Consider the following 19,151-nt stretch of genomic DNA (forward strand, 5'->3'; position numbering starts at 1 on the left):
CCATTTGGTCTTTGTCACAAAATACCGGCGAAAAATATTTGATCAGGATGCCATTGAAAAATTGCGAGGCTACTTTGCCAGTGTTTGTGCTGATTTTGATGTTGAACTGGTTGAAATGGATGGAGAACGGGATCACGTTCATTTACTGATTAATTACCCGCCAAAACTGGCGATATCTAATCTGGTTAACAGCCTTAAAGGGGTATCGAGTCGATTACTTCGACGTGATCGTCCTGATATTGCCCAACGTGATTACTACAAGGGGGTTCTTTGGTCGCCAAGTTATTTCGCGGGGAGTTGTGGTGGCGCAGCAATATCCATTATCCGCCAGTACATTGAGCAACAGGAAACACCTAGTTAGTTAAAAAACCGCGCCTTATATCCCCGACCTGAAGGACGGAGTTTTACGGTGCTTTGGATAAACAAAAAATGGCCTCACTAATGAGGCCATTTTTAAATAATCAACATACTAAATACAATGTTATTTCTCTGGCATTTGAGGCATAGGTCGACGGAATCGACGAGTGATCCACACCATATAAAGTATACCAATTGCCCCCCAAATCAGTCCTAATTCCATAGAGCCTGGTTCAAGGTTTACCCACAGTACCCCCATTGTCGCGGCACCAATAATCGGTAATATAAGATAGTTAATATGATCCATTAACCCTTTATTACGACGCTCACGAATGTAGAACTGCGAAATAACAGATAAATTGACAAAGGTAAATGCCACTAACGCACCAAAGTTAATTAACGCTGTAGCAGTGACTAAATCAAAAAAGATCGCCCCTAGCGCTAAAAAGCCAACTAACAGTACGTTAAATGCCGGTGTACGCCATTTAGGATGAACATAACCAAACGCTTTCTCAGGGAATACACCATCACGTCCCATCACATACAGCAGACGCGCAACACCTGCGTGAGCCGCCATACCCGATGCTAATACCGTCACACAAGAAAACACTAAGATAATAGACTGGAACAAGGCCCCTGCTACATACAGCATAATCTCAGGTTGTGACTCTTCTGGATTTTTAAAACGTGAAATATCTGGGAAATATAATTGTAAAAAATAAGAAACAGCGATAAAAATTAAACCACCGATTAACGCAGTTAAGAAAATCGCTTTTGGTATCACATTACCGGCATTAGGTGTTTCTTCAGATAAGGTACTAATGCCATCAAACCCTAAGAACGAGAAGCACAAAATTGTCGCGCCGGTTATCATTGGGATTAATTCAGCATCCACTGACGCAAATGGGCGGAAAGTCCATAACTCCCCTGTACCTTCGCCGTTATATACGCCATGAATTAATAAACCAACAAATACCACCATTACAGCTACTTGAATAACAACAATAACGGTATTTAAGTTAGCCACAACGTTAATTCCGCGTAGATTAAAAAATGTCATTAACGCGACTAACGCAACAACAAAGATCCACGGATCAACGCCTGGGAATATGGCTTGTAAATAAATTTTAGCCAATAAGATATTTATCATTGGCATAAATAAGTAGTCTAATAATGAAGACCACCCAACCATAAAACCAACATGTGGGCTCATGGATTTTTGTGCATAAGTATAAGCAGAGCCTGCTGAAGGGAAACGCTTGACTAATTTCCCGTAGCTCACTGCGGTAAATAAAATAGCGGTTAACGCAATAGCATATGATGTTGCCACATGACCATTGGTTATGCCTGATACAATACCGAAAGTATCAAAAATCGTCATAGGTTGTAAAAATGCCAACCCCATCATGACGACTTGCATTAGCGTCAATGTTTTGCGTAATTGAACACGGTTATTAACACCAGTTTGATTGGTGCCGATAGAGGAGATGACATTATCTGACATGAGCGAACCCTCCCATAACTTCGAACTGAGTACTTGATAAACTCAACCGACAGTTACTGGGAAGACTTCGCATCTGTCTATAAACAGAATAGAAAGAAGTTTTTGAGGACAGGAGTGAGTTTAGGAGACGCCGTGCTCCGTAGTCATCATTACCGCAGGTGCCGTTAGGCCCGACTGCGAAAGAGAATAATTGTACCATATTAGCATTCCTCTATCACGACAACCCTTTCTCTAAGGGGCTGGCTGCTAATCAAATTATGTTATCTATTCAGACTAAAATAAGTCTGACCTCTTGGTGTAGTAATAAGTAAAAAGCAAAAAAAAACCGATGCAGTTAAAACGCATCAGTCATATTTTTAGTGGGCGCATTTTGCACGTCTCAGACTTAAATAGCAATAGATTTTCATCAAAAAACCACCTTTTTTTACGATCTTTTTAAATAGCAAACTAAGTTAGCCTTTACTGTCACATTTCATTGACAATATTTGCGTTTTTATCACAAAGCCTAACTTTGAGATATAGCCTATTGTCGTTTGGTATTAAACAACAAAAATCATTAATACATTAACAATCAAAAAGTTAATTAATTTTGCATGTTATATACAACAATACCAACCAAAATAAAGCATCAATGATACATAAACAAATCTAATGAAAATTAATTGCTTCTTTCACGCTATAAAGACTAAAAAAGATACAGACAACTGAAATACCATTATTTTTCAACAAGCCATATAGAGTAATCAAAAACGATTTTCAGTAATAAGAAAAAAAGATTAAGTATTCAGTAAAGATAGTCAGTGGTTAAAACAAATGAACCTTATTTTTAGGTGATTCATTAAACTAAATATAAATGCCTATTATGCATTTTGCCAGTATTGGCTTTAATTAAATAACAAAAAAAGCTCCACATAATGTGGAGCTAGATTGACACACACTGAGGGATAAAACTAGAAGTTGTAGTTTAATCCGATGTTATAACGACGGCCTTCTAAGGTTGAACCGTAATTATCTCTTTCGATGCGACGATCAAAAACATTATAGACGCCACCGATCAGATTTAGTTGCTTCGTTAGACTATAGCTAGTACCTACATCAACAAAGGCATATGAAGGAGTGCTCTTAGACATTGAAGTACGTGATAAATATTCTGATGTCTTACCACGGAAATTAATGCGTGCCCAAGTTTCCATTTCAGGGGTGGTTTCCCAATTTAAGGTCGCGTTTGCCATATGGCGCGGTTGCTTATTCAAAGGCTTACCTTTGAAATCGCCACTCTTTTGTTCCGTATCTGTGAACGTGTAGTTTGCTGCTAAATTCCATTCTGGGGAAATAATCCAGTTAGCAGTAACTTCAACACCACGCATATTGGCTTTATCAACGTTAGTTCTATCACTTACAAAATCATAAGGGTCGCCACTATTACCAACACCATCAGCTAATGTACAATCGCGCATACCCGGTGCTTTGTCTGAACGACTATCGCAACGACGAACTTCTGTTATTTTATCTTTAAAATCAGTATTATAAATCGTTAAACTTGCCGTTAAGTTATCACGATTATCCCAAATAATACCAATTTCCTCTGTCACCGATTTTTCTGGTTTTAAGTCAGGATTACCGTAAATAACTGCATCATAACGACCACCGCCAGTCCCTTGTCCCCAAGTAGCTGTCGCTTGACGTAAATCCGGTGAACGATATCCAGTAGATACCCCACCTTTTAATGTCCATTCATCAGCTAAATGCCAAACACCATAAACTCGCGGTGTCCAGTGAGTACCAAAGTTTTCATCTTTATCCATCCGTAAACCGGCGGTTAAAGCGAAGTCGTTTGTCAATGTCCACTCATCTTCAGCAAACAGCGCCCAACTATAGCGATCTAGCTTATTATTACCTTTAAGCTTATTGCCTTCATCTTTCAGCTCTTCATAGCGATATTGACCGCCGACACTTAACATATGATCACCAAACATAAAGACGGTTTGGTTACGAACAGTTGTATCATCATAATCCATTTTACGTGATGGATTGCGGCTTTCATCGCGCTGAACATAGGTATTCATAGTACCAAAATCATAAACACCATCATGGGTTAAGGCATAATGCGTTAACTCATAATCAGTAAAGCTACTTTGTGGTGCCTTTCCTTTAACAAGTTCAGCTGATTTTGAATAGCCAACACGTGAATCACGATGTTGATTATCTTTTTTAAATTCAAATTCAACGGTATTTTTCTCATCTGGTGTCCAGCTTAATGTACCGCCACCACTTGCCGTGATCTGACGGTTATAGCCATCAACACGTCTATCTTCACCACGGTGAGAATATTGCCCTTGCAGCTTTAGACCTAACACATTATCAATCAATGGACCTGCAGCATAGAAACTACCTTGTCCTGTATTTCCTTCATTTTTACGCTCAGTCAACGTTGTGTCACCACGTAAACTAAAGTTCCATTCTTTTTGCGCTTTACGCGTAATAATATTGATAACGCCTCCCATGGCATCAGAGCCATATAAAGAAGACATTGGGCCTCTTACTACCTCAATACGCTCAATCGCGGGTAAAGGAGGTAACCAGCCTTGTTCAATACCTGAGTTATCACTATTAGGACGCGTTTCACGAGATGCAACACGCTTACCATCGACTAAGATCATGGTATACTTAGGATCCATACCACGAATACTAATATCAGAGCTGCTACCGCCCCCCGTCACTAGCACCCCCGGAACATCTTTTAGCGCATCAGTTACATCACGATATGATTTTGTTTCTAATTGTTCACGAGTTACAACTGAAACAGAAGCTGGAGCATCTTCAACAGTCTGTTTAAATCCCGAAGCGGTTGTCACCAGTAACCTTTCAGGATCTTCTGCGGAAGCTGTCATCACAAAACTTGATGCAAGAGCAGCAACAACGCCAAGCGCAATTTTATTTTTCTTTAACACTACCATTCCCGATTCTCCAAGAATATATATTCTTTAAGTTTTATATAGATGGACAGATCGACAGTTGCTCAACAATGAAGGTAATTAATTTAATTACCCTTAGTTATTTTGATATTATTTTTATATCCCTATTGACTAAATTCCTATACTTCTGCTGTTATTGTTTTATGCTTCTATAAGATTTTTATCATTCAAGTAATTTGACATATGAATTTTCTTTTAAAACAATGTGTTAATAAAATCCTATTAATAGTGACAATATATTTATCAGGCTTGTCTGTAGATTAATCAAACAAATATATACCTACACCTATTTGCATATTGCTATTGATTTTCTATCCAGCTGTTTCATTAACAGATAAATATGCCAAAGTTTAACTTGATAATTTATTCATCACTTTTTTGCATTAAAATTGATTAATTGAGAATAATGTGACAAATAAGAAGAAAATTCGCTTAATTGATATAATACGCGATATTCAATATATGACTTCTTATACAACGATGCGTTATTAGATGAGCTAAAAATCGCTCTAGAGAGTGGATGATGACGCTTTACATACATCAGATCTATTTTCTATAACCAATAACACTGTCGTCACATTATTATGCAATAAATTGTTTGCTAACAATAAAGCAAATAAGAATACTTATCAATGCGATTGCGAATATAAATTAGAATTTTCTCTTATTTGTGTAATTATTAGTCATAGAATAGAAAAAGAGCCGGCTAAATTGTGATAAAGTTCACAAATTAGCCGGCTCTCTATTTAGTGATAAAACTAACTATTTTTTGTTTTCAATATGCTCAGGAAACTGCATTTCACTGTAACGAATAAAACGTGTTTTCTTCACTATTTTATAGGTAAACCAAATCAGCAGGAATAATGGGATCCCAATATAGGTTGCCACAACACCATACCAGTCAATAGTATCTTCTAAAAATGCCTGATAGTTTTGACCTAATGTAATAATTAAACAGAGAATAAAGGCAAAAATAGGTCCTACAGGGAAGAAGCCTGAACGATATGGCAATTCATTCAGATCACGACCTTGTGCTACATAACCTCGACGAAAACGGTAATGACTGATTGCAATACCTAACCAAGCAATAAATCCTGTCATACCAGATGTATTTAATAACCATAAATAAACCGTTTGGTTACCATACATTGAGCTTAAAAAGCATAAACCCGCAACCACTGTTGTTGCATAAAGTGCATTACGTGGAACACCGTTTTTGGATAATTTACCAAAAAATTTCGGCGCTTTACCTTCTCTTGCTAAGGTAAATAACATACGCGTAGATGCATACATACCGGAGTTCCCTGCCGAAAGCACCGCCGTTAAAATAACTGCGTTCATGATAGCGGCAGCTGAAAGTAACCCTGCATTTTTAAATACCAGTGTAAACGGACTCACACTGATGTCACCCACATCATTACGTAGCAAGTTAGGATCGGTATAAGGAATGATTAAACTGATAATTAAGATAGCTAGGATATAAAACAGTAAAATACGCCAAAAAACTTTACGTACTGCTTTAGGAATATTTTTCGCAGGATCTTTCGACTCCCCCGCTGCGATACCGATAAGTTCAGTTCCTTGGAAAGAGAACCCAACAATCATCGCTACCCCTATCATGGCGGCAAAACCACCAGCAAAAGGCGCATCACCGATTTCCCAGTTGTGCCAACCTGCATTTTCAGCACCTTTCATAATACCGGTGATCATCGCAATACCCACCGCAATAAAAATAATCACGGTCGATACTTTAATTAATGAAAACCAATATTCAGCTTCACCAAATCCCTTTACAGAAATATAGTTAAGCAAGAAAATAACGGCTAAAAATAACGCACTCCAAATCCAACCATCCACATCAGGGAACCAATACAGCATCACGAGCTGCGCGGCGACTAAGTCAACTGCAATCGTCACAGCCCAGTTGTACCAGTAGTTCCAGCCTAGTGCGAAACCAAATCCTTCATCAACATATTTAGAGCCATAAGTTGAAAAAGATCCGGAAACAGGCATAAATGCCGCTAACTCTCCAAGGCTGGTCATAAGGAAATAGACCATAAGTCCTATTAATGCGTAAGAGAGTAATGCGCCCCCAGGCCCTGCTTGAGCAACAGTTGCACCTGATGCGACAAAAAGCCCTGTACCAATTGAACCACCAATAGCGATCATCGCTAAATGTCGCGCCTTTAATTCTCGACGCAAAGTGCGTACCGCACCCGATTTTGCGGTATCTGTTTGTTGTTCTGACATTATCATTCCACGGTTATATTCATATTCCTAGCATCAATTGTAACAAATCTGGCTGTGGTGAATAGCAAGGATCTAGGATTATAAGATACCTTCATAATCGGGCTTCAATTATTAGTAACTTATCAAGCGTTGTCGATTAAATGTTCAGCATTACAATATGAAAGTAATTTTTTGAGGGCATCAGAGACATGTTTTTGGCGATGATAGACCAAATATAAAGTACGTTGTAATTTTAGACCTTCGACCTTTATCTCTTTTAAAGAGCCACTCTCTATTTGATCTTGGATCACTCGGCGAGATAAACAACTAATCCCCATTTCATACATTACAGCATGTTTTATCGCTTCTGAATTACCTAATTCCATTTCGATTCGATATCCGGGTAATGAAGCAAACAGCAGATGATTGAGTACATCTCGCGTCCCAGAACCGTTTTCACGTAGGATCCACGGCGCGGATTGAAGATCGGCTAATGTCACTGTTTTCGCCTTAGCTAAAGGATGTTCAGGGGAACAAAATATGACCATTTCATCCAGTAGCCATTTTTGGCTGATCAATTCAGAGCTTTGGCAAGCCCCTTCAATAAGGCCTAAATCAACACGGAATTCACTGACTGATTTGACGACTTCTTCCGTATTGCCAATACTCATTTCAAGTGGAATATCGGGGTAGTTACGATGAAAATTACCCAACATTTGTGGCAAAATATAATTACCAATAGTGGTGCTTGCAGCAATACGTAAAGCACCATTTCCGGCTTGAAATAACTGCTCTACTTCAGTAGCACGCTCAAGTAAAGAGAGTGCCCTTGGATATAATAATCGCCCGTGTTCATTAGTCACTAAGCGCTTCCCCACTCTATCGAAAAGTTGTACTCCTAACTGATTTTCTAGATCAGTTAAAGAAGCACTCACAGCGGATTGAGATAATGCCAACTGTTGTGAAGCCTGTGTTGTAGAACCACTTTTAAGTACTTCAGTAAATACTTCCAGTTGTCGCAATGTAATACGCATGTCCATCCCACCTTTTAGCTGTCATAGTAATAACATACTATCCACAAACCAATAACATACCAAGAACAATTGTGAAAATATATCTATATTAGTTTTAGTGGTTATTATTATAAAAATAATGAATTTAATAAATAATAGTATCTGTTATATGCTTATGCAAAATTTACATAAGCAAGGTTTTTCTATGTCAGAGCAAAGTCAAACAACCACATTGGCTAAAAAATGTTTTATTCCTGTTTATCGCTGGCTCCCCGGCTTGCTGCTAACAGGTATATTAACCGCCCTCGCTATTTACGTAGGTGATATTCCATGGTTTTCCAGTATGGGGTTAGGTGCTCTTACACTGGCTATCTTATTTGGCATTATTGCGGGTAATACGGTTTATCCCATCGCTAAACCTTATAGTGATGAAGGCGTTAAGTTTGCCAAACACTATTTACTACGTGCGGGGATCATCCTATACGGTTTTAGACTAACTTTTCAGCAAATTGCAGATGTAGGTGCAACAGGATTAATTATTGACGCTATTATGTTGACCTCAACTTTTCTCATTGCAATGTGGGTGGGGAAAAAATATTTTGGTCTTGATGATCAAACCGTCATGTTAATTGGTGCGGGTAGTAGTATTTGTGGTGCGGCTGCGGTCATGGCAACAGAGCCTGTTGTAAAAGCTCAGGCGAGCCAAGTTGCGGTGGCTGTATCCACTGTCGTAATTTTTGGAACTATCGGTATTTTCCTCTACCCATGGTTTTTCCATCTTAACGCTTTTGCGGGTTGGTTACCTTTTAGTGAAGAAACTTTTGGTATCTTCGCTGGTTCAACCATACATGAAGTCGCTCAAGTTGTTGCGGTGGGTCATTCAATTAGTCCAGATGCAGAAAATGCAGCCGTAATTAGTAAAATGATCCGCGTGATGATGCTGGCACCTTTCTTAATTATCCTTTCTACTTATATTAGTAAAAAGGGCCGTAAAACAGTAGGTGCGACAACAGAAAAACGTCCGATAACTATTCCTTGGTTTGCTGTGTTCTTTATCTTAATGGCTGGTTTTAATTCATTTAATTTAATTCCTGCCGCTATTGTGAGCTATATCGTTACTATTGATACTATTTTATTGGCAATGGCGATGGTAGCACTAGGTTTAACAACGCATATTAGTGCGATACGTCAAGCGGGTGTAAAACCACTACTGCTAGCTTTATTTCTCTTTTTCTGGCTAACGTTAGGTGGTGCTGCTATTAATATCTTTATCCAATCTGTGTTGATGTGATTGTTTAATCTATCCTTGAGTATGTACCTCCGTATTGCGCAACTTATTCTAGTTTAAGTTGCGCCTTTTTATTTTCCTCATATTCAGATGTCAATAAGCCCACGATTTGTTATCGTAGTGTGAAATGAGATTAGAGGAGAACTATGATGAAATTTGTTGGCGCACATGTCAGTGCTGCAGGTGGTGTTGATCAGGCTGTATTACGAGCTCATGAGATCAAAGCAACGGCATTTGCTCTTTTTACTAAAAATCAGCGCCAATGGAAAGCAGCCCCTTTATCAACTGAATCGATTGATAAATTTAAAAAAAATTGTGAAATCTATGGCTATGGTCCTGCACAAATTTTACCACACGACAGCTATCTGATTAATTTAGGGCATCCAGAAGAAGAAGCCCTTGAAAAATCAAGAGCCGCTTTTCTCGATGAGATGCAACGCTGTGAGCAATTAGGCATTGAATTACTTAATTTTCACCCAGGTAGCCATTTAAAAAAAATCGATGTTGATAAATGTCTGCAACGCATCGCTGAATCAATTAATATCACCTTAGATAAAACCCAAAATGTGACCGCAGTGATTGAAAATACCGCTGGACAAGGCACTAACTTAGGCTATCGTTTTGAACATCTCGCCGCCATTATCGATGGTGTGGAAGATAAATCTCGAGTGGGCGTTTGTATTGATACTTGTCACACTTTTGCTGCAGGTTATGATCTACGTACCGTTGAAGACTGCGAAAAGACCTTTGCTGAATTTGATAATATTGTCGGCTTTCAATATTTAAAAGCCATGCACTTAAATGATGCTAAAAGCGAATTGGCTAGTCGTGTCGATCGCCATCATAGTTTAGGGCAAGGCAATATTGGCAAAGTACCCTTTACTTATATTATGCAAGATACCCGTTTTGATGGGATCCCACTTATCTTAGAAACAATTAATCCTGATATTTGGCCAGAAGAAATAGCTTGGTTAAAATCACAACAAACTCAATAACCTTATTTCTTTTTTACTTGCGATTTGATGTACTAAAATCGCAAGCCTCTATTTTTTTATCCGTATGCTATTTTGGAGTCTCTCATGTCTGTAGTCGTTGGTGTTGGAGTGATCATCGTCAATGAAAAAGGTGAAGTATTATTAGGTAAACGCTGTGGCAAACACGCCCCTTATTGGTCAATTTTTGGTGGCCATGTCGATCCGGGGGAAACCTTTGAGCAATGTGCTATTCGTGAAATTGAAGAAGAGATTGGCATTACCATCCCTACTCCTGAAGTGATTGGGATCAGCAACAATCTACAAACTTATCAATTAGAAGGTAAACATACCGTATCTATCTGTATGATAGCGCAATATCAAGGTGGCGAGCCTAAGTTAATGGAGCCAGATAAATGTTCTGAACTACGCTGGTGCTCACCTGATGATTTACCTGAACCCCATTTTGAAGCGAGCCGTAATTCTATTGCTTTATGGAAAAGTAAACGTTTCTATCAACCTTAATTAACACTCTTCATCATTATTCTGAATATTCTTTATTCAGAATAATGTTTTTCCCCTACTTAGTTATTATTCAACGTGATCTTTTTTCTGTTTAATGTCCTTTATTATATTTGGCTTATTTTTGAGCACAAATGATTTAACCCATTGATTTATATAAAGATAAAAACTTATTGTACTATTTTTATTCATTTTTTTATTTAATAAACAAGGAAGTGCTCTATTTACACCCTCAGATCAAGCGTGTATTCTCTACACTATCAAGCTAGTACATTGAGTCATTTTTTATAAGGACATGTTATGCCAGAAGTCACATCCATTGCTAAACGCCCATCTATACTCGGTGGTGCGATGATTATTGCCGGTACGGCGGTAGGCGCCGGTATGTTCTCCATCCCTATTGTGACTTCCGGTGTGTGGTTTACCGGCTCTATCTTTTTACTCATTTATACTTGGTTTTGCCTATTTATGTCTGGCTTAATGATCTTAGAAGTTAATCTTCACTACCCCCTAGGATCAAGCTTTCATACTATTACCAAAGATTTATTAGGTAAGGGATGGAGTACCATTAATGGTCTTTCTATTGCTTTTGTTCTCTATATTTTAACTTATGCCTATATTTCTGCAGGTAGCTCCATCATTGTGCAAAATTTTGCTAATGTGGTTAGCTTGCCACAAGCCGTTGCAGGCTTAGTATTTGCCCTTGTTGTTGCTTTCTTCGTTTGGTTATCAACCCGAGCCGTTGATCGCTTAAGTACCATATTAATTGGCGGTATGATTGTGGCTTTTGTATTTGCTATCGGTGGATTATTTACCGAAGTGAAAATGCCAGTATTATTTAATACAACAGAAAGCCATGCCAGTTATTTACCTTATGCACTAGCCGCATTACCTTATTTATTAACCTCCTTTGGTTATCACGGCAATATTCCTGGATTAGTCACCTACTACCGTAAAGACGGTAAAGCCGTGATGAAAAGTCTATTAATTGGTACCTTGATTTCGCTGGCTATCTACATTTTATGGCAGTTTGTTGTACAAGGTAATATTCCTCGTGAAGGCTTTAAACAAGTCATTGCTGAAGGCGGAAATATTGGTAACTTACTGGCACAAATGCGTATCAATACAGCAAATACTTCCGTTTCATTCTTATTAGACTTGTTCTCATATATGGCATTAGCGAGTTCATTTTTAGGCGTGTCTTTAGGGTTATTTGATTATTTAGCTGATTTCTTTAAATTCTCAAATACAGGGACAGGACGTTTAAAATCGGCCATCGTAACTTTTGTACCACCTACTATTTTAGCGATTATTTTTCCTGATGGCTTCTTGTATGCTATTGGCTTTGCAGGACTTGCAGCCACAATTTGGGCGGCGATAATTCCAGCATTAATGGCAAAAGCCAGTCGTCAACGTCATCAGCAACAAAGCTTTAAAGCACCTGGTGGCACCTTTATGATTATCTTTGTGATCTTATTTGGTGCAATTAATGCGATTGCACACATATTAGCAAACTTTAATCTCCTACCTATTTACCGCTGATCTTCCGTCAAGCCAGCAATATGCTGGCTTGAACCTTCTTCTGCCAAAAAAATATTGCGAAATACTTGCCAAGTTTCAGTACTACGAGTAATTTTGTCGCCATTATCGTCAATGCTATTTATAGAAGGTTACCTATGGCAAAAGCTAATGAAATTAAGCGCGGTATGGCTATCAGTTATAACAATAAATTATTATTGGTAAAAGATATCGACATCCAAGCGCCAAGTGCTCGCGGTGCAAGTACTTTGTATAAAATGCGCTTTACTGATATTCGTACAGGCCAAAAAGTAGAAGAACGTTTTAAAGGGGATGATATCCTCGATACTATCAACTTAACACGCCGTGCAGTCAGTTTCTCGTATATCGATGGTGATGAATATGTCTTTATGGACAATGAAGATTATACACCTTACACCTTCAAAAAAGATCAGATTGAAGAAGAGCTGCTGTTTATTCCAGAAGAAGGCTTAGCTGGAATGCAGGTCTTAACTATGGATGGACAAGTTTTAGCTTTAGAGTTACCGCAAACTGTTGATATGGAAATTATCGAAACAGTACCGGGCATTAAAGGCGCGTCAGCGAGCGCTCGTACTAAGCCTGCGACTCTACCTACTGGATTAGTCATTCAAGTCCCTGAATATCTTTCTACAGGGGATAAAATCCGTATTCATATTGCTGAACGTCGCTATATGGGGCGTGCTGATTAATTAACCGCCAAAAACCTCCCTCACAAAGTAATATTTTACTGATGTGATGCTAAATAGGTCAGATAATCGTAAGAAACCCACTGTGACAACGATTATTTGACTTGTTTACCTAATCATTCCCTGTCAATACACAATTAAAAATATTGCACATTAATCAATCCATTTTTTTCAGCGCCATCCATCCAACGGATTTCAGCTTTCCCCATATTTTGAGGCAGTATAATTGATGATGATTGTTCAAAAGAGGTAGGGAAAATAGACTGGGTTGATGTAAAGACTTTGTTATTTTTGTAACATTGGTACTCAGCTTGATCGAGTGTGAAATTAATTTCACAAGCTGGATCAACAATCGCTCCTCGTACATAAATCTGTCCTGTGGTTTGCTGTGCTGTTGACGCCCAAGCAAATGATATCGAACTGGAAACGAGAAGACTGCATAAAATGGTCAGATATTTTTTCATAACGACCTCACTTCTTGTTTGCGCAGTAGGTATGAGGATCACGCCTACTCGACATACTTTTATCATAGCAATAAAATATGACATTCATATAGACACAATAAGAATGTTTGATGTCTATCAAATATGAGTGGTTTTTATTTATAAATAAAAAATCAACGTTGATTTAAGCTTAAGTCAAATATTCATAACTTTAATAACCTAATTATTTAAACATCAACTTTCTATTTAATTAACACAATTTATTTTATTATTAGTATTAATTAACTAATTATAAACAATATTCATTACTGCTAGATGATCGTTAATCCATTCGATATCCATAAAACCTTTATTATTAATTAATTGCGAGTTAAATTGCTGATTAGCATCTAGTTTATATTGGAAGTCTTTCATCTCCTTACCATTCCAACAACTTGTTTTAACAGTATTTTCTTCTGATGATGCATAACATCCGCCTTCGACAATAGCACCAACAAAAGTAATTGTTGTTGAGCCTAACACTTTACTTTCACGTGCTAAACTAGGTGCCGTTAATAATAGACCTAGACATGCTAAAACTATCGGTATCTTTTTCAAAATAAACCTCCTCTCATTTATTTAAGTACAGAATGTCCACGAGCCAATATGCTATTAAACTAATAACTAATATCGGCTAGTAACTTTATTTATTTAACTTTTATCTTTGATTAAAGTTTAGAAAGAAATTATAAAATACTCAAATTAAGACTATCAATAAAAAATATTCTATATTTGACTTATATCAAGATAAGAGAAGCTAACAAGCCTGAAACAAAAAGATAACATTTACCTTAGCAATTAATTGCAAAGATATTTTTTTTTATTTTGGCTATAGTCCCTGCCATAAACTTAGAGTATTTGTGATTTAGATCACAATTAATCAACGAATTTTTTAATTATCCTTATGAAACTTTCTACTGCTAAACAAAAATTGTCTCTTATCTTGCTGTTAAATTTGGTTGGATTGACTCTTTTTTTATCTTGGTATCTTCCCGCACAACATGGCTTTTGGCTTTCAATAGATACACATATCTTTTATTTTTTTAATCGGCAACTATTGCCAGACTCTTCTTTTGCTATGTTTGTGGCTTATGTCAATAATCGAGCATTCGATGTGATTATTCTGCTGGCGATGGGAGGGTTGTATTACCATACCTTTCGTCAGAAAGATTATCAGGGCAAACGCCATCTCATTATTGTGGGAATAGTTATGGTGCTAAGTGCAATCGTAATTAATCAGATTGGACAAAATATTCCTATCGAAAGACCTAGCCCAACACTTCATTTTCACGATGTGCACCGCGTAGGTGTAGTGACAGGAATACCGACTAAAGATGCATCAGGTGATAGCTTTCCTGGCGATCATGGTTTGATGCTACTGATCTTTTGTAGCTTTATATTACGTTATCTTTCATTTCGCTCTTTTTTATGTGCCCTTTTGATTACGGTAATTTTTTCATTACCTCGTGTTATGGCTGGCGCACATTGGGCTTCTGATATCTTAGTTGGCTCTATCTCGCTCACTTTAGTCACAACAAGCTGGTTATTAATAACCCCTGCATCCGATATCATCATTCATTGGCTAGATGAGCATCTCCCTTTTAAAGGCAAAAAAGTATTTAGCTAATTAAGTATAAAAAATAAGTAAAAGTAAAAATAAGCGCCCTACTGAGCGCTTATTTTTTATCTGTAAAAGGATAGTTTTATAACAAAAAGATAATCATTTTTAGTATGTGTTCTTTATTATCTAATGTTTTGTAAATTAAGCCTCTTTCCTCTCGCCATTTGACTTTTCTTTATGTAAACTTTTTACGTTTCCACATTATTTATTGTTTAATGTGGATATTTACGTGCTTTAGAGCACGTTTTTCGCGAAATAGGGTTGCCAGAGTTAAATTACACTATATTCTCTGGTTATTTGGTGAATATTCATGTGCTCATCTCGCACATAAGGATGTAAGGGAAATCTGTCACAATGAGAAATAAACCGTTTATGAGAATGCTTAAGCTCATACCGGCGTTTATTGTCGTAGCTACGTTATCAGCCTGTAGTTCACAAAACGCGTCTTCACGCTTAGCTAATTCAACAACTGCCCCACTTAATAAATCTTCAAGCACATCTATTTCCCAAGCATCTCAAGATGAATTTGAATCATTGGTGAAGAATCTCGATATAAAATCTAAGATACTTGACCAATATGCAGACTGGAAAGGTGTTGCATACCGCTTAGGTGGCAATACAAAAAGTGGTATTGATTGTTCCGCTTTTGTCCAAAGAACTTTTCGTGATCAATTTGGTGTCGAATTACCTCGTTCAACCTCCGATCAGCAATTTGCTGGTACCAAAGTTAATCGTTCAACCTTAAAAGCGGGTGACTTAGTACTGTTTAAGACTGGTCGCACTATGCGCCATATTGGTATTTATATCGGTAATGATAAGTTTGTTCACGCGTCAACCAGCAGTGGTGTTATCGTTTCTGAAATGTCCAATGTCTATTGGAAAAACCGTTTCTATACAGCACGTCGGATCATTGATAATAATACAACAACAAGTCTTGCTGATAACTATTCTCAAGCGTCATTAAGATAAAATTTTCCCTTATATCTTATCGCAATAAAAAAGCCCCAATACTTATTGAGTATGGGGCTTTTTTATGTTGTTTTTTCTTGCATAACAGAGCCATATAGCCATCGTTAGTGAGTATTTTTATCTAAGTACATAGCAATAGATTGTGCATATGTCGTAGAGAAATACCCATTAAGAACAAAAAAGAACTACAGATAAGAGTAGTCTGTTGGAAATGGCTCAGCAATTGCAACCCCAGCATTTTTTAAGCAACAAAGTGCTGCGCACTCATCATCACTATGTAAAAATAAACAAGGTACGCCATCCCACTCAATAATCACATTTTCAATATTGAGATTATTCAGATACTTTTGTAAGTTCTGTATTGCCTCATCTAAAGTCATACCATCATGACTTAGCAGTTTTAAGCCAATCAAGGTATTTTGTCTACTAGCATCATTCTCAGGGAGAATTTCTACCCTTGTTCCTGTAAAGCCTGCTAGCCACCGATAACTCAGCGGCAGCTTATGAACCACCGAAAGTTGTACATTTTCCACAAATCAATCCTGTTTCATCAACACGTTAATTTAATACATCATCAATACGAGTTTGAACTGACTTGCTCACACACATATTAAAATATTGTTAAAAATAAAGCATGAACGTTACAATAATCTTACAAAAAGAGAGGTATTTTAAGCTGTTTATTTCGCTTAACCTTTATCAACCTTCCTATCAGCCCTGATTACTCTTTTCAATTATTCTTTCATTTATTTAACATTTTATCAACTATATAAAATAATTGCATAAAATTTTACGCATTTAAGTAAAACAATCTATCAATTTTTATCATGATATTTCATATTACTAAAACAATAATAGATGATTATTAAAATAAACCCTAGTTAATTTAACAAAAACACAACATTAAGTGTTGATACAAATCAAATAAGTTACATTGAAGGGAAAGAATTTAGAGAAATATTTAGTGAAAAACGTGGCGATAATGACATTTTAAAGATAAATAGAAAGGAAAACGCTATAAATATAGTGTATTTATAGCGTGATATTCTTATTTATAACGACGAGCAAGTAACAAGAAACTCATGGCACAGATAACACAAAATGCCATCGAACTCACCATCGGCCACTCAGTTTTAGCGGGTAACATTGCAATAGCGGTTCCAACTAAAGCCCCCACACCAAAACGGATAGTACCGGCTAAAGAAGATACCGTACCCGCCATATGTGGATAGTCTTCAAGAATAACGGCCATCGCATTTGAGGTTATCATGGCTATTCCACCAACATACATAGCCACCCCCACAACAAGGAAGTAAAAATGTAAATTAAGGGCAACCACCAATATTAAGAATATGCCCATTAAAAACTGCACAGTTAACCCAAAACGTAACATATTCAGTGCACCAAATCGGCGCACATAGCGCCCATTGATACTGGTCATGACAATCAAGAAAATAATATTAAAACCAAAGTACAAGCCAAATTGGTCGAATGGAATACCATGTAGTTCGATATAAACAAAAGGCCCTGCACTTAAAAATGAAAACATCCCTGCAAAAGAAAATCCCGATGCCAGGATATAGCAAAGTACTCGACGTGCTCTAAATAAGCTAATAAATTGACTAAATGTCACTCGTAGGCTAAAGCGTTGGCGGTGCTGTTTGGGCAAAGTTTCCGGTATATAGAGCGCAATTAATGCAGCAGCAATGATCGCCGCAATAGCAATACTCCAAAAAATAGCATGCCATGAGAACCAGTTCATCACCCAAGCACCAAGTAATGGCGCTAATAATGGAGCAATCGTCATGACTAATGCAACAAATGACATGCTTCTTGAGAACTCATCTCTTGAAAACATATCCCGCATTAAAGCATTAATGACAACACTTGCAGCGGCGGCAGCAAATCCATGTAGAAAACGCATACCAATTAGCATATCGATCGAGTCAGATAATGCACAAGCGCTCGATGCTAATGCAAAAACAATCACACCACCTAGAATAACCGGTTTACGCCCTAGACTATCTGCCATCGGCCCATAGACCATTTGTCCAATAGCAAAACCAAAGATATAGCTACTTAATGTCATCTGAACTTGGCCACCAGGCACGCCAAAATCCCGTGCTATAGTAGGTAAACTTGGCAGATACATATCGATAGCCAGTGGCATAAGCATGGAAATAAGCCCCAATATTAAAATGAGGCTAAAGTACGACGGACGTTGCTCTTGCACGCAGTTAAACTCCAAAAAACGACAAAATATAATTATTATTTAGGTAGATGAATGCTATTGATTTCTTCTTCTGTTAGCGGTCGGTATTCTCCTGGCGCTAAAGCATCATCTAATGTGATATCACCGATACGCTCTCGATGTAACGCGACAACATGATTACTCACCGCAGCAAACATACGTTTAACTTGATGGTACTTCCCTTCACTGATGGTCAGTTTTACCTCTGTCGGTGTTATTACTTCCAATGTCGCAGGCTTAGTCAATTCTTTTTCGCCATTTAACTGGACACCTGTTTTAAATTTCTCAGTGACATCCGTAGCAATAGGCTGTTCCAACGTTACGACATACGTTTTTTCACAGTGATGTTTAGGTGCCGTTATACGATGAGACCATTGACCATTATCGGTTAATAACACTAACCCTGTAGTATCTATATCTAAACGCCCCGCAGCATGTAATTTATGTGCTAGTGGCTCATCAATAAAATAAAGAATGGTGGGGTTAACAGGATCATCCGTTGAACACACATAACCAATAGGTTTGTTCAACATAAAATAACGCGGGCCTAAAATTTGTGTCAACACATTGCCATCATAAGCAACTTCTTGTTCAGGTGTGATTTTAGTCGCACCTGTTTTTACCATTTCACCATCTATAGTCACAAGCCCTGCTCTAAGTTCACGAGCTACTAAATTACGGCTAATCCCCAATTGCTGGGATAAAAATTTATCTAATCGCATG

At 37.6% G+C, this 19,151-nt stretch carries 18 protein-coding genes; 8 read left to right on the top strand and 10 right to left on the bottom strand.

Translation table 11 applies throughout. The features are described 5' to 3' along the window. The coding region (tnpA, locus tag AACV00_RS08785; RefSeq protein ID WP_161737335.1) for an IS200/IS605 family transposase at positions 1 to 361 on the top strand (361 nt) is incomplete at its 5' end. A gap of 120 nt (positions 362 to 481) precedes the next feature. Here tnpA and AACV00_RS08790 read toward each other — a convergent pair. The 5 genes from AACV00_RS08790 to yieE all read right to left on the bottom strand — a co-directional run bounded on the left by AACV00_RS08790 (position 482) and on the right by yieE (position 8,099). After that, a complete protein-coding gene (locus AACV00_RS08790; RefSeq protein ID WP_004247065.1) occupies positions 482 to 1,861 on the bottom strand; it encodes an APC family permease in 1,380 nt (459 codons plus the stop codon). Next, the gene (locus AACV00_RS08795; protein WP_017628390.1) at positions 1,851 to 2,060 is read right to left on the bottom strand and encodes a hypothetical protein; all 210 of its coding nucleotides are present in this window, start codon (positions 2,058 to 2,060) and stop codon (positions 1,851 to 1,853) included. Before AACV00_RS08795 ends, AACV00_RS08790 begins: the two co-directional genes overlap by 11 nt. A gap of 751 nt (positions 2,061 to 2,811) precedes the next feature. After that, positions 2,812 to 4,818, bottom strand: coding sequence for a ligand-gated channel protein (locus tag AACV00_RS08800; protein ID WP_004247813.1), 2,007 nt, complete (start codon positions 4,816 to 4,818; stop codon positions 2,812 to 2,814). A 780-nt stretch (positions 4,819 to 5,598) separates the two neighbouring features. Beyond that, a complete protein-coding gene (locus AACV00_RS08805) occupies positions 5,599 to 7,086 on the bottom strand; it encodes an amino acid permease (RefSeq protein ID WP_004247812.1) in 1,488 nt (495 codons plus the stop codon). A 122-nt stretch (positions 7,087 to 7,208) separates the two neighbouring features. Next, positions 7,209 to 8,099: a DNA-binding transcriptional regulator YeiE gene (yieE, locus tag AACV00_RS08810; protein ID WP_004247811.1), complete on the bottom strand. Its 891-nt coding sequence runs from the start codon at positions 8,097 to 8,099 to the stop codon at positions 7,209 to 7,211. A 184-nt stretch (positions 8,100 to 8,283) separates the two neighbouring features. On the opposite strand from yieE, the gene AACV00_RS08815 reads away from it, so the two are divergent. From AACV00_RS08815 to yeiP, 5 genes are all read left to right on the top strand, one after another. After that, on the top strand, positions 8,284 to 9,369 hold the full coding sequence (locus AACV00_RS08815) for a YeiH family protein (protein WP_202608920.1): 1,086 nt from the start codon (positions 8,284 to 8,286) through the stop codon (positions 9,367 to 9,369). A 146-nt stretch (positions 9,370 to 9,515) separates the two neighbouring features. Continuing rightward, positions 9,516 to 10,361: a deoxyribonuclease IV gene (gene nfo, locus AACV00_RS08820; protein ID WP_004251877.1), complete on the top strand. Its 846-nt coding sequence runs from the start codon at positions 9,516 to 9,518 to the stop codon at positions 10,359 to 10,361. Between the two features lie 84 nt (positions 10,362 to 10,445). Then, positions 10,446 to 10,862 carry a nucleotide triphosphate diphosphatase NUDT15 gene (locus AACV00_RS08825; protein ID WP_004247058.1) on the top strand — a complete coding sequence of 139 codons (417 nt, stop codon included), beginning with the start codon at positions 10,446 to 10,448 and terminating at the stop codon, positions 10,860 to 10,862. A gap of 297 nt (positions 10,863 to 11,159) precedes the next feature. Beyond that, positions 11,160 to 12,401 (top strand): tryptophan permease, encoded by a 1,242-nt coding sequence (gene mtr, locus AACV00_RS08830; RefSeq protein ID WP_036971495.1) that lies wholly within the window; start codon positions 11,160 to 11,162, stop codon positions 12,399 to 12,401. 134 nt (positions 12,402 to 12,535) lie between these two features. Then, positions 12,536 to 13,108, top strand: coding sequence for an elongation factor P-like protein YeiP (gene yeiP / locus AACV00_RS08835; RefSeq protein ID WP_004247807.1), 573 nt, complete (start codon positions 12,536 to 12,538; stop codon positions 13,106 to 13,108). A gap of 134 nt (positions 13,109 to 13,242) precedes the next feature. Here yeiP and AACV00_RS08840 read toward each other — a convergent pair whose 3' ends face one another. Both AACV00_RS08840 and AACV00_RS08845 read right to left on the bottom strand, forming a co-directional pair. Further along, a complete protein-coding gene (locus AACV00_RS08840; protein WP_004247806.1) occupies positions 13,243 to 13,569 on the bottom strand; it encodes a hypothetical protein in 327 nt (108 codons plus the stop codon). A 264-nt stretch (positions 13,570 to 13,833) separates the two neighbouring features. After that, entirely contained in the window at positions 13,834 to 14,145 is a 312-nt protein-coding gene (locus AACV00_RS08845) for a hypothetical protein (protein ID WP_004247804.1), read from the bottom strand. Between the two features lie 346 nt (positions 14,146 to 14,491). Between AACV00_RS08845 and AACV00_RS08850 the strand changes: the two genes are divergently transcribed. Both AACV00_RS08850 and mepS read left to right on the top strand, forming a co-directional pair. Beyond that, entirely contained in the window at positions 14,492 to 15,214 is a 723-nt protein-coding gene (locus tag AACV00_RS08850) for a phosphatase PAP2 family protein (RefSeq protein ID WP_017827322.1), read from the top strand. A 348-nt stretch (positions 15,215 to 15,562) separates the two neighbouring features. After that, the gene (mepS, locus tag AACV00_RS08855) at positions 15,563 to 16,177 is read left to right on the top strand and encodes a bifunctional murein DD-endopeptidase/murein LD-carboxypeptidase (RefSeq protein ID WP_004247050.1); all 615 of its coding nucleotides are present in this window, start codon (positions 15,563 to 15,565) and stop codon (positions 16,175 to 16,177) included. Between the two features lie 185 nt (positions 16,178 to 16,362). On the opposite strand, the gene AACV00_RS08860 is transcribed toward mepS, so the two are convergent. The 3 genes from AACV00_RS08860 to rsuA form a co-directional block, all read right to left on the bottom strand. Further along, positions 16,363 to 16,710 (bottom strand): YejG family protein, encoded by a 348-nt coding sequence (locus AACV00_RS08860; protein ID WP_004247049.1) that lies wholly within the window; start codon positions 16,708 to 16,710, stop codon positions 16,363 to 16,365. Between the two features lie 515 nt (positions 16,711 to 17,225). Further along, positions 17,226 to 18,410: a Bcr/CflA family multidrug efflux MFS transporter gene (locus tag AACV00_RS08865; protein ID WP_004247802.1), complete on the bottom strand. Its 1,185-nt coding sequence runs from the start codon at positions 18,408 to 18,410 to the stop codon at positions 17,226 to 17,228. Positions 18,411 to 18,445: 35 nt separating this feature from the next. Then, positions 18,446 to 19,150 carry a 16S rRNA pseudouridine(516) synthase RsuA gene (gene rsuA, locus AACV00_RS08870; protein WP_161680249.1) on the bottom strand — a complete coding sequence of 235 codons (705 nt, stop codon included), beginning with the start codon at positions 19,148 to 19,150 and terminating at the stop codon, positions 18,446 to 18,448. Position 19,151 lies beyond the last annotated feature (1 nt).

The organism is Proteus sp. G3927 (genome assembly GCF_963894685.1).
In the GTDB taxonomy this organism is placed as follows: Bacteria; Pseudomonadota; Gammaproteobacteria; order Enterobacterales; family Enterobacteriaceae; genus Proteus; species Proteus mirabilis.